This window comes from Desulfosporosinus burensis (assembly GCF_054657535.1).
On sequence record NZ_BAAHYN010000005.1, the window covers coordinates 1 to 15695 of the forward strand.

The following is a 15695-nucleotide window of genomic DNA, read 5'->3' on the forward strand; positions in this document are numbered from 1 at the left end:
TGTTGACCATGCACGCTTATATTAAGCGCATACAAAGTTTTATATCGAGTTTCAGCCTGAAGAAAGGACGAGAGCCGACCCACCCGAAGGCGAATCGGCTCTCTATTACCACGTTAGTCGAAACCACGGGAGAAAAGAATTTGTCTCTTCTCTCACGCACAAATTACTTAGTAGCTGTTACAATCGTACCTTCAGTTACTTTGTTGAGAAGTGAAGAGTCATCTGAGACATCGATAGTTACATCAGCACTTGAAGCAATTTGAACGGTAACTGTTTGATTTACGTTGATAGCACTTGCCAATGTCAATGTGATTTCTTTGTCACCTGCATTTACAGCAACATTGTCATTTGCAGCCACTTTTACACCAGCAACTTTAATGATGAAGTCATCGTAAATATTAGCATTAGATGCGGCAATTGCTGCTAAACCTTCGTTGAACTTAACAGTGATTGTACTAGTAGTAGTAGCACCATCAGCTACAACTAGTTTAGCTGATGCAAGTACAGGCTTAACATTGTCTACAAATCCAGCAGTTACAAGTTGAATTTGAGCTTCAGCGGATGTCATTACAACCTTACCAGCATCAGAAGTAACGTTCTTGCTAATTGAGAATAGCTTGGTGCCATCTACTGCAACAGTACCAGAAGGCAACGTCATTTTAACTGTAGTCTTTCCAGCATCTTCAAAGCCGATTGAAGTTCCAGCGGGCATTGCAGCACCATCTAAGGTATAGTTAGCAAGGTCGATTGCTGTTGATGTCATTTTTTCACCGTAGTTAATTCTGACTACGTTGTTTGCGACAAGAACTTCATTAGCATCAAGGACAGCGTCTGGACTAACTGCAACAACTAAAGCAGTACCAGAAACGGCTTTGTGTGAAGCAGTTGTTGTAGCAGCAGCATTTTTGTTGCTTGAAGTGTCTTTAACTGCACCAGCATCAAGTGTTACAGTGTAATTTCCATCAGTTAAAGCAGATCCAATCTGGATATCTACCTTTTTGCTGTCACTACCATTCACAGCTACACCAGCTACAGTTACATAGACACCATCTTTTACTACAGTAAATTTACTAGCATCTACAGTACCAATAGTTTCGTTGAATTTAACTACGAGGTAGTAAAGTGGACCAGCATCGGTACGTGTAACGTTTAATGCTTCAGAAACAACATATGGAGCAGAAGCATCTTTAGTTAAAGTCACACTACCGTTGTACTCAGTGCCTAAGAGTACTGCAGCGTCTTTATATCCTTTAACTTGAACAGAAATCGTTACATTATTCTCGCCATCAGCATACAATGGGTTATCTACATCAGCAGGAGTAATGTCAACAAGAACTGTATTACCAGATGTATCATCAGGGTCTACACTATATCCGCCAACTCTTGCTCCAGGGAATACATATGCGCCCTTCTTAACTACTACTTCAGTATCAGTAAGAGTTTGTACGTTTTCACTGAAGATAATCTTAAAGGTATCAGAATCTTTAGCAGCTAGACCAACTACATAAGGTGCAGTTGTGTCGGTGCCTACAGTGTAAGATGCAGTTCCCATAACAAGCGTTTTAGCACTTGCTCTTTGAGCATCTGTTACATTGTAAACTACTACACTATGGTCGCCAGCTTTTATAAAGTCTCCACTGATAACAGCAGATTCCATGTAGTATTTACCTGTTGTAGTAGAAACAGAGTCGACTGCAACTGTTACGCCGTCAACCTTGATAGAAGCACCAGCTTGAATAACTGGCTCATTGAAAGTAATTCTTACTTTGTTATTGCTACGTAGTTCAGCCTTAACAACAGCAGGAACTACACTATCAGTAAAGATTTTGAAAGAATCGCTATATTTTGTAACTGTTTGGTAAGTTGCTTCATCAATTACGTCTTCAATATTAACTTTGTAGGAGTCACCGTTAGCCATTGCACTTGTAAGTCTAACGATTGCACTCTTTTTGTCATCTTGGAGTACAACTTCTGCAATACCTGCAGCCTGGGTGGCAGCATCAGAGGACTTGAACTCATAGTAAGAAACTGTCTCAGCAGAAGTTTCATTGACTACCTTATTGAAAGAAACAAGAATTTCTTTTGCGTTAATAGCACTTACCGATGTAACTGCCAATGTTGCAGGTGCTTGATAAGCAACTCCAGCAAGCGTACTAGCAGGAACAACCGCTGTACCACCGAGAGCAGTAACAACGCTACTAGCAGTTAGTTTGCTATTTACAAAAGTAGCTGCAGCAGTAGCTGCTCCGTCTGTGAGAACAATAGCGGACTTAGTTTTAGCTGCAAGCGGTGCACCAGCGAGAGCATCAATACCAGTTGAGCCGTTAGCCACGAAGACACTGCTAAATGTCAGGGAAGATGCGAAGTCTTGGATGACTTGGTTATTTGTGTCATAAGCTGTGTTTCCAGCATGGCGAGTTGCGCTTGGAAGTGTTGCTTTTACTGCATCACTGATGACGCCCGTACCACCGATAACATCACTGGCTGTGATACCAGGATTAGCAGCTAAGTAAGCAGCTACGCTTGCAGGAAGTGCGTCTTTGTTAGTTAAGAGGATTGGTTGATTGGCCGCAGAGGCAATTGAAGCAATAGAGAGTGCATCTTGAACTTGTGCTCCGGTAGCTACTGCAACCTTAGTAACTCCAACCATTTTCTCAGCAATATTCACTGATGTCTCGAATTTGTCAACTCCGCCGAGGGGAACAACTGTAATTCCCATGGCTGCTAATTCATCAAGAACACTTTGTTTGATAACGGCAGTTCCGCTGGTTACATATACTGTCTTAACAGCAAGTTTTGTGAGTTCAGCTTTGGTGTCAGCGTCAAGTGTGTTACCACCGTCTGTAAGAAGGATAGGAGCTTTCAAGTAGGAAGCAAGGGGTCCAGCAGTTAAAGCATCAACCATAGCATAAGATACTGAGGAGGCAAGAATTGCTGTACCTGTCCAACCTGTTTGGTCAGCGATTGCTACTGCAGTTTGTGCCGCAGTATTACCTGCTAAGCGAGTTGGGACTGTAGTTGTAGCAAATGCATTAAAAGGTACCATTGACAGTGCCATGCCTGCGATAGCTAGGGTGGCTAAGGCTTTTTTAGTTTTTTTCATGTAGTAATATATCTCCTCTCGTCTTTTGGATCTCTGTTTGTCTGTGGGATTGAACTATCTCCTTTTTTTCACAGGACGTCTTTAGTCGCCCCTCACCCCCTTAAAATGTGTAGCACAATCTTTAGACATTGCGCAATATCTAAAAGCATTCTACAGGATAAACCGGGAGCGTCCCCCCAAGGATGTAGGTCATCCCTCCTGTAGCGTACCATTTAGAACGCGTAAAAAATGAAGAAACCACAAAAAAGGTCTATATTAGCTATATCTATTCTTCATCATAGCCAATATTCCTGCTTGTTGTCCGATATTTTTTATAGTTTTCTTTGTTTTTTCGGACAAGTTTTCATCGTTACTAGATTAGTGTACACTAAAACCTATTAGTTTTCCAGCCTCTAAGCTAAAATATACTCAAATCATAACTCCCTTTATTGTAAGTATTACCCTGTGTTACTCAACCCATATTTTTAAGGTCTGTACAATCTCTTCTGGTAACGCGGCCGTTCCCCCAAAAACCTCAATATGCTTTCCGGTCCAAGACTTTAAAAGTGTTTCTAAACTTAAAGGAATAGCTGTCTTTGTTGGGACTAAGACCACCCTTGATCCATAAAATGCTGCCCGAACAGCCCCCGTTAAGGCGTCAGGGTAATTCTCTCCGGTCGCAAATTCCAGCTTGGCGGTTGTCGGAGGGAACGCTTGCAAGACGGCGGCCGCGGTGTCGTAAGCGGTCAATCCGCTAATCCGACGAGGATTAGGGAGGCGGTCCATGACCTTAGACCCGACCACAGCTGTTCCTCCGATCACTAGGGTCTCGGTTACATTTAGGCTGTCTAAAGCGGTTTGCGCATCAGCGGATAAATCTTTTGGTTCGGTTAGTAGAATCGGTACCCCTTGCCTTGCTGCCCACGAGGAGATGACTAAGACATCCTGAAAGTGTCGCACGCTGGCGATGACAGCCTTTCCTTTAGTCCCTAGTTCCATGGCAATCGCCCGAGCGGTTCCTGCTGCCGTATAACCGTAGAGACGTTTTACCTCATACTTCTGTCGAAGTTCAGATTCGATCGTCGAAGACAGTGCTGCCGTACCCCCTAATAGATAGATCGTCTTCGGGGCCAGTCGTTGCAGCTCTGTTCGAACCTCCTCCGTGAGCCCTGAGCTTTGCGAAAGTAAGATCGGGGCTTGAAGTTTATAGGCGAGTGGTGCTCCCGCCAAAGCATCAGGGAATTGATTGACTTGGGCTAAAATAACGGTGTCTGCTCCAGTTGTAAAGGTAGCTTGGGAGATCTGCACTGCTGTCCCTTCAGCCGTAATTCCAGCAAAGCGATTGCTTTGTGCTTCTATTACTTTGTCTGTTCCTATTACATAGATTCCCGGGGTATAAAGGCCAAGCCTTGCTTCGCCACTGATGATTTCTCCACCTAAGGAGATCCAGCGCGAGCCGCTCCAGCGATAAAGGGTTGCACCAGGGTCAACTCCAAGCAGGGGATCGTTCCAGATTAGAGAAAGCATTTTCTGGGGTGTCACACTGCCCCAGTCAACCAGAAACGTTGGAGTTAAAACGGTGGCACTGTTCGGTAAATTGGTGGGAATTGCCGTTGGTTTCACCGTAACATCCGTTGGTTTGTCAAACGCTTGCGGTGGAATGGTTAAGCTGATCTGGGTAGACCCTGATGCCGCTTGGACAATTGCACCTGTTCCATTAATCGCTGCTGGAGATGTCACTGTGTCGAATGTTTGTTTAGCAAGGGTCAAGGCAAGTTTTGCATCGACAAGCCCATACCCAGACTGATTGTCCCTGCCCGATATGCCTAAATCATGGGGCCCTTGTATAAGAGCCTGGAACACTTGCTCCCTTGTCCAATCTAGGTGTTGACTCCAGATTAAGGCCGCTTCACCTGCCACAAACGGAGCCGCCATGGAGGTTCCGCTCGCATAGACGTAACCAGGTCCACTCGTTTGACTCCAACCAGCCGTCGGGATCGAATCTCCTGGTGCTGCTAAATCGACTTCGGGGCCTATAGCTGAGTAATTTGTTACTTGGCCTGCTTTATCGGTCGCTGTGACTGCTAGGACGAGAGGATCTGAGGCGGGATAGCTCACACCGGGATTTGCTTGCGACTCAGAGTCATAATTTCCACTCGCCGCGATCAGCAGGCTCCCTTTATTAGAGGCATAGCTGACGGCTTGTCTTAAAATATCCGAGGCGAAGGAACCATTTTCCGAACCTAGGCTTAAATTAATAATCTTGGCCCCATGATCTGCCGCCCAGATAATTCCGTCGGCAATCGCATCGTCATATCCAATCCCTTTAGAGTTCATGGCCTTGATCGGCATAATCTTGGCCTGATAAGCTACTCCGATAATACCCACACGATTTCGTTCGGCAGCCGCGACTCCTGAGACTTGGGTTCCGTGTCCATTGTTATCTTGGTTAGCCCCTGCTACCTCGCTTCCTGTGATCGCATTATACCCGGGAACCAAATTATTGATTAAGTCCGGATGTGTGAGAGCGACACCCGTATCGACAACGGCAATCGTCACCCCTTGCCCCGTCGCCCCCATTTCCCAAGCGCCTAGGACATTCCCATTGACCAAAGACCATTGTTCTCGGAAAAGAGGATCCCTCGGTACAGTTCCTGTTTGGTTTTGTATTGTCCGGCGATAGTTTTCCTCGGCCCCTAAGATCCCGGGCGTAATTTTTAAAGCCTCAATGACTTCTTGCAGATTTCTATTTCCCGCTACCTCGACGGTAGCATAGTTTAAGGGTCCTCGGCGTACAACCTCTATCCCGAGGTCTTCCGCCACCTGATCGACGTTGGTCCCCACTTCTAAAGAGAGAACGACTTGTTGGGATTCTGATTGACTTATCTGCTCTTGGAATTTCCCGGGCTGCCCAATAGCAGACAGTGGGATTGTCCCTAAATTAATAAGCATCATAGTTACAATGCCTATTGTTAAAAGTGCAAATCTCCGTTTTATCCTATATCTTCGAAGCACCTCTATCACATCTCTTTCCTATAATAATATCGATTTTCTTTTATTCGACAATTTATGATTCATTCCTTTGTTAGACCTTGTTTTTTATGTTGTTATATATTGGCTAACCTATTTCTCTGTAATAAAGAAAGGATTTTGCCTTAATCGATCGAATAATAGCTATGCGCTCAGTTTGCTTTGTGCTTCCCCTAAAGACTCTAGACTTAGATTTAACACATAAAAAGAGGTGAGGCAAATGAACTTTTTCACGAAGAAAACCGTGGGTCTTTTATGCAGTTTCATGATTACTCTAGCCAGTACAGCAGTTTTTCACCCGCTTTTAGTGCAAGCTGCACCCACTGAATCCGTCACTGAACGCATTTTCGGGAATACACTGTATGATACCGCTGTGGAGATTTCTAAGCAAGGCTGGGATAATGCTCCTATCGTCGTACTGGCGACCGGCCGGAATTTTCCCGATGCCTTGACGGGAACCGTCCTTGCTCCAAAAGTCAAGGGTCCCCTTTTGCTAACTGAGTCGGATCGCTTGAATCCTGTCGTTTCAGCTGAGCTTATACGCCTCGGTACGCAAGAAGTCTATCTACTCGGTGGAACAGCTGCTTTAAACGAGGGGATTGAACAGTCGCTTAAAGACCAAGGGATCTTACCGAAGCGCCTGTTTGGCTGGGATCAATATGGGACGGCTGCAGCCATTGCCAGGGTGGCAGACCCGAGTTCTAAGCAGGCCTTTTTAGTCAATGGCGAGCGTTTTCCGGATGCCTTAAGTATCTCCTCTTATGCAGCCGCCAAAGGTATACCAATCCTCCTCACGCGATCCGATGTGCTGCCGCCGGAAACGGCTGAGATCCTCGGTGAACTTGGAATTTCACAAGTGACCTTGATTGGCGGCAAGGCTGTGATTAAAGACACCATTGAAGATCAACTTAGTAAATTGCCTAACCCTGTTAAAGTGGCTGCACGTTACGCTGGATACGATCAATATGAAACGAATACGGTGGTTTTAAATCAATTACCCTTTGATACCTCTTCTGTCTATGTCGCAACCGGTGAAAATTTCCCTGATGCCTTAGCCGGTGCTGCACTTGCGGGGAAGAGCAACGCACCGATTCTCTTGCTTCCTAGTCAACAATTAGGCAACTCGACTACTGCTTATCTCAATCAAAAACGAACCTCTGGTTCGGACTTTATGATTTTTGGGGGGTGGGGAGTGATTAATTACAAATTAGAGAGTATTATTCGCACCGGGGTCTCTCAACCTAGAATTTCCCTTCAATATACACAGGGCGCTTTTACTGGAACAAAAGGAATGCTTAGTCAGGTCCAGTCAATTCCCTCACCGGCTACAGATTACGCAGATATTATTGCCCCGAGCTGGTATTACCTGGATGATACTGCCGATGGTAATGTTACCGGAGGGTGGGATGCCACGTCGAGCGATTATGCCAAGTTCACAGCCTCCGTGCATTCTCGCAATTTAAAAGTCCTTCCAGTCATTCAATCCTCTTGGGCCAGCTCCAAAGCCGCTGACACTGTCATGGCTTCAAAAGCCGCTCGAACTAGACTGATTAGTGAGCTTATGGAACGGATTGATAGCATTAATGCAGACGGCATTGTGATTGATTTTGAATTTATGAGTAATTCCACTGGGCCGCATCTCACTCAGTTCATGAAAGAACTTTATGCCGAACTTCACCCCTTAAATAAGTTGGTGGTCCAAGCCGTTATGCCTCGAACGGGTTCAGAAGGTTGGCTCGAAGAATTTGACTACCCTGCCCTTGTCCAATATGTTGATTACTTGCACATCATGACCTATGACTACAGCCACGGAGCCCCTGGCCCCATTGCTCCGCTGGACTGGAGCAGAAAGGTCTTGAACTATGCACGTGCACAAGGGGTTGACATGCATAAGGTCCTGCTCGGTATTCCTTACTACGGGGTAGACTGGACCGCCACGGGAAAACCTGCTGCTCCCTATATCCGCCAGGCCCGTGGGCTCCATAGCTTTAATGGGTCTTCTGAGGATAAAGATCGCGGAATGACGGAGCTTATAGCACAGTATAAGAGCCCAGTCCAACGAGATGCATCACAGATTCCTTATTTTAGTTACACGGATGCTAAAGGTCCACACACCGTTTATTATGATGACGCCCAGAGCTGGAATGCCAAAATGGGGTTGCTCAGTCAGTACGGGCTGGCCGGAGTCGGAGCGTGGTCTCTATACTGGACGCTGAACCCAGAAACCTCCAGCGTGGTCTACCCGATCTTAAGGCAACATCTACGATAGAAGCAAGGGGAAACATGCTCATCCATTGAGACGATCCGATTGTTGGATAGGGCAATCCGATGCGTGTATCTTCCCAAGTATTGAACAACGGCCAATGGACCCGAAAAGGTCTTTTTCGTGTAGCTGTACCAGTTTTTCTTATAACACTGACATTGCGGCATTGTTGTGCAACCCATGCCTTGGAGGATGGCGTTGATCCTGTATTTATCCAACAGATGCTTGGCCATAAGAGACTTCAAACGACCTTGACCTACCTTCACATGACCTCAAAGAGCCTTATGGGTATCAAGAGCCCCCTTGATACTCGTCATGGGGATAAGCCATGATTTCGGTACAAGACGTTTTCCTCCGGTTCTATTCTCAGTACAAACAGACCTATACTCCATCTCCCCAGCAAGCCAAAGTTGTATAGAAAAGCTTAACGGCAGAAATGTAGTTATTAATGCTTCCTGCCGAAAGACCCCGTTTCTTCTTCAGATAAAGAATGTATTGTTGGATATCTCGTTCGGTAATGTCTTCCACTCATTTATGCTGGTCCAATATATACGTTACAAAGCCTTGTATCCTTCGAAAATACGATTCTCTCGAAGACTCTGGTGTCCCTTTGAGTTCAAAGTATAGATTAATCTCTTGTTCATAGTGATTCATGAAATACCTCCTGATGTTTGATGGTTTGTTCTACTCGACAATCACATCAGGAAGTAGGAGGAGGTCTGGTCATGTTAAGTAGTGTATATATTTGTTTTCCTAGGTATGATATAATCATGAAAAGTATGCTTCTTTCTGTGCTTGTTTGGTTTGGCGATTAAACAATAACACAAAAAGGGCATACTTTTGTATGTTTCAATGTATTTTATTTTTTTAGGAGAGCCATCGCGGAGCGATTTCGTTCTTCTGTTGCTTCCATTGGAAAACAATAAAGCCGTTCACTGACTTAGTATCAGTGAGCGGCTTTTATTAAATTCTGATCAATTGTCCAGGACAATTCTAAGTCGTGCATAGTCCCTTTAGATTCACTGACCAGGAAATACCGTACTCAAGTCTACTATTAAATCTGGAAATATTGATACAGTTATTTTTTCATCCTCAGTATATATTTCTAGTCTGCCATACCTACCATCGCTTTGTAATAAGAATACACTTGTAAGCTTAGCTTCAGGCTCCACAATCCAATATTCTATAACTCCAGCCTTCGCATATTGATTAAACTTTGTAACTCTGTCATGTTTAATCGAAGATGGAGAAATAATTTCAATTATTAAGTCAGGCGCACCATTGCATCCTTTTTTGTCAATTTTGGATTGGTCACATACAATGGTTATGTCAGGTTCGAAAACTTTTTTAATGTCTTCATCTTTCTTTTCGTCACCCCTAGTTAACCTAACAGAAAATGGTGCATGGTAGACCTTGCAAGATTTACCTTGCAAGTAATTTGCAAACTGCCTGAACAATTCACCAGAAATTAATTGATGCTCCGGTGACGGGGTTGCATGCATATAGGGAACACCATCTATAATTTCTATTCTTTCATCTTCCGGCCATGATAGATAGTCTGCATACGTGTACTGTCTTTCTTCTTGTGGTAATGCCATAAAAACACGCTCCTTCAAGGACTTCAAATAGGTTGAAAAGCTTCAAAAGCACTTGCTTTGCCTGGTCCGCATTACTGCATCAAGGATAACATTGGTATCAATCCTTGACAAAGCAATAAGAGGAGTTGAGTTAGAGACAATTTTCATTTTTTACGAACTCCTTCATTGTGGATAAATCTTTCTCTAACTCATGGATGTCGTAGTTAAGGGGTATATTGTGAGTTGCTAAAAAATCCAAGAATTCTTGCTTTGATACATTTGCTAATTGAGAGGCCTTGCCTAAAGATAGACTACCGTCAGCATAAAAGGTAGCAGTCAGCCGTTTTAAAGTCTCAGCTTTAATTAGTGTTTGCGTAATGTTTCGATTATTAAAGAATAACTCTTGTGGCAATTCAAATTCTATTTTTATAGTTTCACCCAACATTTCCTCTCCTCTCAGGAACTAATATATATTGGTATATTATACCATGTATTTCCACGAAGCTCAACTACAGTCAACGCATGGGGACGGTTCTCCTGCTTCCATCGAGGCGTAATTCTTCTTTCGTGGTCTCGTAAGGGCAATTCATGAATTACCCTTACGAGGAACGAGTTTACTTCGATTAATGCACAAAAAAGAAAGCCGTTCACTGACTAAGTAATCAGTGAGCGGCTTTCTTTATCAGTATTCATCCATCAGCAAAAACTCTGCAAGATTTTTATGCTTGATACCCTCTATGTTGTCTTGCCAAAAATCCTCCATTGTAACAACATATTTTGGATAATGGTCTCGTATGCCAAGCAATGCCCCAAATTCCCTTTCTACAGTTGATTCTTCCGCTAATTTATAGGCTACCTGAACATATACCTTTTGTTCTTTTTTCACTGCCACGAAGTCTATTTCCTTTTCATCAAACTTCCCAACATACACTTGGTATCCTTTGCGTTTGAGTTCTAAGAAAACGATGTTTTCAAGAATTCCCGATATATCTCTATCCTTATATCCCATCACCGCATATTTCAAACCTTGGTCACCAATAAAGTATTTCTCGTTGGTTTGCAAGACCTCTTTGCCCCTTAAATCATATCTCGGAACACGGTAGATGATAAATGCACCTTCAAGAGCATCTAGATAGTTATAAACTGTTTCTATATCAACCTTTCTTTGCTGATTTTTGAAATAATCAGCTACCTTCTTTGCCGAAAACATATTTCCGATGTTTTCAAAAACGTATTTCACAATCTTCTCCAATAGCTCAATATTTCTTATGCGATTGCGCTGAACAATATCCCGCAAGATTGCGGAAGCATAAATATCCTTGATGATTTTATAGGCATCCTCATGAGAATAGCCGGCCGTATGAAGAATTGGGAACCCACCTAGCCGTATAAATCGGATAAATTCCTTTTGAATATCTGTAATATCTGTTCCGGTAAGAATCTTTTTAAACTGCAGATTCTCTTTAAAGGATAAAGACGTCACATTGATTTCAATATATCTTCCAGCAATATAGGTGGCAAGCTCGGAGGATAATAATTTTGAATTTGAGCCTGTAATATAGATGTCAGCATTAAAATCCACTAAGAAGGAATTGACCGCCTTTTCCCAACTCTTCACCTCTTGAATTTCGTCTAACAGAATGTAATATTTAAGCTTAGTCGTAATTTTTGATTTTATAAATGAATATAAACTTTTTGCATTATCAATATCTGAATACTCCATCGACTCAAAGTTGATATATACGATGTTCTCAGCGCTGGTTCCACGCTGTGTCAATTCCTCTTGCAGCATCATTAAAATTGCAGATTTACCGCTTCGTCTAATACCAGTCAACACCTTAATCAAAGGTTTATCAATAAATGGTCGTAGTTGCTCTAAATAGAGTTCTCTTTTAATCATCTTAACCACCCCCTATAAGAATTATACCCTAATATATGCCTACTATAAACAAGTTTTTATGGTTATAACCTATAAAAGTATAAATATACTTTTATCAGAGGGAATATATTCTAGTAGTGCCGGGAGAAGTAAGGGGATTCACCTTTGCTTTGTCCACCCAACATTGTATAATATCAGAAAGCTCAATGTAAGGAAGTACGAGGTGGCCATTTTGTTAGTTCTCCTAACAATCCTTAACTCTATGCTCATGGTAACGGGTCAAACCCTTTGGAAATTAGGGGCAACAGGGAAAGAGATTCATAGTCTCGGTCAACTCCTTCGCCTTTTTCTAAGCCCCTATGTGATTGCCGGCCTCACGGTGTATGCCTTTGCGTCCGTTCTTTGGATTTATATTCTTAATAAAGGTGAGTTAAGCTATGTTTACCCTATTCAGAGTACGGCCTTTATTTTTGCCCTCATTATTGGTACGACTATATTTAAGGAACAGCTTACGCTGACAAAAATCCTCGGGGTCTTAGTGATTTGCCTCGGTGTTATTATTATCACACGGAAGTAGGAATTATGATGTGGAAAGCTGTTCAGTATTTGCCGGAAAATCTACCGGAAACCATCGCAATGACACGAGAGTATTACGGGGAATCCTGGATTTCTGACATCGGATACTTGAAATGGCAGTATGAAGCCAACCCTGCCGGCCCAGCGATGATCCAATTAGCCCGAGATGTGGAAACGGGTCAGTTGGCCGGTCAATATGTTGTGATTCCGATGCGTTTTAAAGCGTTTGATAAAACGGTGAACGCAATCCTCTCTCTAAACACCCTCACTCGCCAAATCTATACTGGACAAGGAATTTTCACAGGTTTAGCCAAAACCGCTTATCGTGAATGTGCTGAGCAAGGATCGGACTTTTGCTATGGGTTTCCCAATCCGAATTCCTACCCTGGATTTACGAAAAAGCTGGGGTTTACGGACATAGGTTGCGTCCCTCTGTTACTCCGTCCCTTGAACCTTAGAGCCTTGGTCAAACACAAAGTCGGGTCCGCTCTGCTTGCTTCTTTCGCTCTTCCCTTCCAGCCTTTTTATAAGGTCAAAGACCGCTCAGATGAGCGCTATGAGGTCTATCCGCTCACTGCCTTCAATCTCTCTGAAATGAATGTTTTCTGGGCTAAAATACAAGACAAATACCCCATCATCGGAATCCGCGATGCAGACTATATCCGTTGGCGCTATTTTGAAAATCCCTATCGGGACTATCAGCTTTACGGAATTCGCAAAAAAAATGGTTCTGAGCTTATCGGTTATATAGTAGGACGAACCACCGAAGTGGAGGGTTTGTCTTCTGGTATGATCGTCGACTTTCTAGTCGATCCAAGCCTTCCCGACGCAGGGAACGTTCTCATCAATCGTCTCCTACGTTTCTTTGTCGATAACAACATGGATATGGCAGGGTCTCTCATGATGCCCCACACGGAAGAATCTCGCCTTCTCAAAGGAAATGGCTTTTTTACCTGTCCTAAAGCCTTGGAGCCACAACCGTTCCCGGTAATTTACCGTAGGCTGCGCCTCCAAGGGGGAGGCGTAGGGAGCCCTGAGAAAGAGGACCATGGAGACGGTGTCCAGGACCCTTTCCTTCAACGAAATCACTGGTTCTTAACTATGGGTGATTACGATGCTATTTAACAAGTGAACTCGTTCAGCTAAAGCTGAACATTGAGACGTCGGTGACGATAGTGTTCGGTACGATAGTCTCCGGTACGATAGTCTCCAGTGGAGATTATCGCCGAAGCCATGACGTGATCCCTAAAGTAATACCTACCGGCATAAGATAGATTATCGCCAAAAGCGCACAGCCCTTAATGAATGGGTCGCGCTGAATGATGGGTTTCACCGAGCCGCCTATTCTCCACAGGAAGACTTCATGGCGAAGGATAGACTAATGTTAAGGGCTAGTCCCAAAGGAACACTTTCGCCCATTGGAAATCTACCTCTACCAAAGCAGGATATGAAACACCAATTTTTATAGAAGGATTCTTAGACCCAGATAAAATTATAATTCATTATTTTTTCAGAGAAATAATATTTAGGTTATCTATTAGCTCATCTGTACGAAAGCAGGGTTAAGCTTTGGAGAATATTTTAACCGTCGACTTAGAAGAGTGGTTTCATGCTAACTATCACGATAACGTTTTCGATGCCCAAAAAACCTACGAAGTACGTATCGTTCAAAATACGGAGCGTCTTCTAACCTTATTTGCGGAACATAAAGCTAAGGCTACCTTCTTCGTACTAGGCTACGTTGCCGAAAAACACCCCCAACTGATTCAAGATATAGCAGCAGCTGGCCACGAGATTGCCTCCCACGGATATGCTCATCAACTTATTTACCAACAAACACCGAGTACTTTTAGAGAAGATGTTAGCCAAGCGAAGAAACGCGTTGAAGATATCATCGGCAAGACCGTCAAAGGATACCGTGCACCATCTTGGTCCATCACAACAAAATCCCTCTGGGCCTGGGACATTATAGAAGACCTAGGGTTTGTCTACGATGCTAGCGTCTTTCCGATCGAAACATACCTCTATGGTTTGCCTACCTCACCTCGTTTTAATTATCACCCTGAATCCAACGGTAGGACACTCAACCTCCTAGAAGTACCTTCCTCGACGGTTCGAATTTTCAATAAGAATATACCTTTTGCTGGTGGCTTTTATTTTCGTGCCCTTCCCTATCCTGTAATTGCACAGTGCATCAAAACAGTCAATAAAGAGGGTCAACCAGCTATTGTCTACCTCCACCCCCGCGAGATCGACCCTGATCAGCCTCGGCTCACCCTCAGTAAAAAAGAAAGTCTCATCCATTATTACGGGGTTAACGGGTGCGAGCAGAAGTTGAAACGCGTGTTGAAAAAGTTTAAGTTTACTTCGATAGAGGAGTTTTATGGACTTTAAATTAGACCGATGTGCAGCATCGCCATTGACGGGAAAAAACTTCAAATATACATTTAGGTATTTTGTGGTAATTTATCTTTATTTTAGCTATAATATTATTGATACATCTCTAAGCAGGCCTTACATTTTGAAGGAGGTAATCCTTTTGAAAAAGTATAATTTTACAGTGCTCATTGAGAAAGACGAAGATAGTGGATATATAGCAACGGTGCCGGAATTAAAAGGTTGTCATACCCAAGGGGATACGATCGCTGAAATAATGGCAAATATTGATGAAGCAATCAAATTGTGTTTAGAAGTTCATGCAAAAGACGGAATTCAGGTCTTTAATCCTAACTTTATCGAAGCTAAACAATTTGAGTTGGTTATTTAAGGATGATGAAGAATATGAGGCAATCCGGAAGAATTAACACTTACAACAGAAGTGAGATCGTAGGCTCCCCTCCTACGATCTCACTTCTGTTAAAGTATCTCTTATCTTATAGATTTAAGCCTTACAATGTCGCCCCAATTATTCGCTGTAATTAGTTCAATATTTGATAAACTTTTTCCAAAGGCTTTAATTTCTCCACTTATCTCTGCTATATCAAACGACATCTTATCGTGTTCCGCTTTATTGACCTATGCTAAATGTTCTAACGCCTTTAATATCTGTGTATTTTCTTTAATTTGATTCCCTTGGTTGTCCATCTTTTCTGATAATGTTTTAATTTGATTCCCTTGATAGTCTACTTTTTCTGATAACGTATTAATCTGCTTTGATAGACCATCAATTGCCTGAAGGATTTTATCTTCCATCCTATCACACCCTTTCTATCTTAATTTATATGCTCGATTATATCACGACTATAAGGTGAAATCATTCGTCTTTTCTCTTTTTACAAGTTTGATTGA

14 protein-coding genes and 1 pseudogene are annotated in these 15695 nt (G+C 43.0%); 6 read left to right on the plus strand and 9 right to left on the minus strand.

Annotated features, from left to right (window positions below; translation table 11 throughout):
• Window positions 1-163 precede the first annotated feature (163 nt).
• Together ACYQ3Q_RS09475 and ACYQ3Q_RS09480 are read right to left on the minus strand one after the other, a co-directional pair.
• Window positions 164-3103, minus strand: a complete 2940-nt coding sequence (locus tag ACYQ3Q_RS09475) for a cell wall-binding repeat-containing protein (protein ID WP_459928328.1) — start codon at window positions 3101-3103, stop codon at window positions 164-166.
• 447 nt (window positions 3104-3550) lie between these two features.
• Window positions 3551-6037: a S8 family serine peptidase gene (locus ACYQ3Q_RS09480; RefSeq protein WP_459928329.1), complete on the minus strand. Its 2487-nt coding sequence runs from the start codon at window positions 6035-6037 to the stop codon at window positions 3551-3553.
• Window positions 6038-6332: 295 nt separating this feature from the next.
• On the opposite strand from ACYQ3Q_RS09480, the gene ACYQ3Q_RS09485 reads away from it, so the two are divergent.
• Complete coding sequence (locus ACYQ3Q_RS09485; protein ID WP_459928330.1) at window positions 6333-8381, plus strand: cell wall-binding repeat-containing protein; 2049 nt, start codon at window positions 6333-6335, stop codon at window positions 8379-8381.
• A 14-nt stretch (window positions 8382-8395) separates the two neighbouring features.
• On the opposite strand, the pseudogene ACYQ3Q_RS09490 reads toward ACYQ3Q_RS09485, so the two are convergent.
• Window positions 8396-8608, minus strand: a pseudogene (locus ACYQ3Q_RS09490) (transposase); the annotation flags it as partial.
• Here ACYQ3Q_RS09490 and ACYQ3Q_RS09495 point away from each other — a divergent pair.
• The gene (locus ACYQ3Q_RS09495) at window positions 8534-8707 is read left to right on the plus strand and encodes a tyrosine-type recombinase/integrase (RefSeq protein WP_459928331.1); all 174 of its coding nucleotides are present in this window, start codon (window positions 8534-8536) and stop codon (window positions 8705-8707) included. The pseudogene ACYQ3Q_RS09490 and the gene ACYQ3Q_RS09495 overlap by 75 nt on opposite strands.
• Window positions 8708-8756: 49 nt before the next feature.
• Here ACYQ3Q_RS09495 and ACYQ3Q_RS09500 read toward each other — a convergent pair whose 3' ends face one another.
• From ACYQ3Q_RS09500 to ACYQ3Q_RS09515, 4 genes are all read right to left on the minus strand, one after another.
• A complete protein-coding gene (locus ACYQ3Q_RS09500; protein WP_459928332.1) occupies window positions 8757-8903 on the minus strand; it encodes a phage integrase N-terminal SAM-like domain-containing protein in 147 nt (48 codons plus the stop codon).
• Window positions 8904-9394: 491 nt separating this feature from the next.
• The gene (locus ACYQ3Q_RS09505) at window positions 9395-9973 is read right to left on the minus strand and encodes a Uma2 family endonuclease (RefSeq protein WP_459928333.1); all 579 of its coding nucleotides are present in this window, start codon (window positions 9971-9973) and stop codon (window positions 9395-9397) included.
• 130 nt (window positions 9974-10103) lie between these two features.
• Window positions 10104-10397, minus strand: coding sequence for a UPF0175 family protein (locus tag ACYQ3Q_RS09510; RefSeq protein WP_459928334.1), 294 nt, complete (start codon window positions 10395-10397; stop codon window positions 10104-10106).
• Between the two features lie 237 nt (window positions 10398-10634).
• Complete coding sequence (locus ACYQ3Q_RS09515) at window positions 10635-11852, minus strand: ATP-binding protein (RefSeq protein ID WP_459928335.1); 1218 nt, start codon at window positions 11850-11852, stop codon at window positions 10635-10637.
• A 163-nt stretch (window positions 11853-12015) separates the two neighbouring features.
• On the opposite strand from ACYQ3Q_RS09515, the gene ACYQ3Q_RS09520 reads away from it, so the two are divergent.
• The 4 genes from ACYQ3Q_RS09520 to ACYQ3Q_RS09535 all read left to right on the plus strand — a co-directional run bounded on the left by ACYQ3Q_RS09520 (window position 12016) and on the right by ACYQ3Q_RS09535 (window position 15174).
• Window positions 12016-12408 carry an EamA family transporter gene (locus ACYQ3Q_RS09520; RefSeq protein ID WP_459928336.1) on the plus strand — a complete coding sequence of 131 codons (393 nt, stop codon included), beginning with the start codon at window positions 12016-12018 and terminating at the stop codon, window positions 12406-12408.
• A 5-nt stretch (window positions 12409-12413) separates the two neighbouring features.
• Entirely contained in the window at window positions 12414-13532 is a 1119-nt protein-coding gene (locus tag ACYQ3Q_RS09525) for a GNAT family N-acetyltransferase (protein WP_459928337.1), read from the plus strand.
• Window positions 13533-13976: 444 nt separating this feature from the next.
• Complete coding sequence (locus tag ACYQ3Q_RS09530) at window positions 13977-14801, plus strand: XrtA system polysaccharide deacetylase (protein WP_459928338.1); 825 nt, start codon at window positions 13977-13979, stop codon at window positions 14799-14801.
• Between the two features lie 145 nt (window positions 14802-14946).
• A complete protein-coding gene (locus ACYQ3Q_RS09535; protein WP_459928339.1) occupies window positions 14947-15174 on the plus strand; it encodes a type II toxin-antitoxin system HicB family antitoxin in 228 nt (75 codons plus the stop codon).
• 101 nt (window positions 15175-15275) lie between these two features.
• Here the strand turns inward: ACYQ3Q_RS09535 and ACYQ3Q_RS09540 are convergent, their stop codons facing one another.
• Both ACYQ3Q_RS09540 and ACYQ3Q_RS09545 read right to left on the minus strand, forming a co-directional pair.
• A complete protein-coding gene (locus ACYQ3Q_RS09540; RefSeq protein ID WP_459928340.1) occupies window positions 15276-15398 on the minus strand; it encodes a hypothetical protein in 123 nt (40 codons plus the stop codon).
• A gap of 24 nt (window positions 15399-15422) precedes the next feature.
• Entirely contained in the window at window positions 15423-15599 is a 177-nt protein-coding gene (locus ACYQ3Q_RS09545; protein ID WP_459928341.1) for a hypothetical protein, read from the minus strand.
• Between the last annotated feature and the right edge of the window lie 96 nt (window positions 15600-15695).

Coding starts and splice junctions, on each gene's coding strand:
- ACYQ3Q_RS09475 (WP_459928328.1), bottom strand. CDS start 3,103: ATGAAAAAAACTAAAAAAGCCTTAGCCACCCTAGCTATCGCAGGCATG.
- ACYQ3Q_RS09480 (WP_459928329.1), bottom strand. CDS start 6,037: ATGATGCTTATTAATTTAGGGACAATCCCACTGTCTGCTATTGGGCAG.
- ACYQ3Q_RS09485 (WP_459928330.1), top strand. CDS start 6,333: ATGAACTTTTTCACGAAGAAAACCGTGGGTCTTTTATGCAGTTTCATG.
- ACYQ3Q_RS09505 (WP_459928333.1), bottom strand. CDS start 9,973: ATGGCATTACCACAAGAAGAAAGACAGTACACGTATGCAGACTATCTA.
- ACYQ3Q_RS09510 (WP_459928334.1), bottom strand. CDS start 10,397: ATGTTGGGTGAAACTATAAAAATAGAATTTGAATTGCCACAAGAGTTA.
- ACYQ3Q_RS09515 (WP_459928335.1), bottom strand. CDS start 11,852: ATGATTAAAAGAGAACTCTATTTAGAGCAACTACGACCATTTATTGAT.
- ACYQ3Q_RS09525 (WP_459928337.1), top strand. CDS start 12,414: ATGATGTGGAAAGCTGTTCAGTATTTGCCGGAAAATCTACCGGAAACC.
- ACYQ3Q_RS09540 (WP_459928340.1), bottom strand. CDS start 15,398: ATGTCGTTTGATATAGCAGAGATAAGTGGAGAAATTAAAGCCTTTGGA.
- ACYQ3Q_RS09545 (WP_459928341.1), bottom strand. CDS start 15,599: ATGGAAGATAAAATCCTTCAGGCAATTGATGGTCTATCAAAGCAGATT.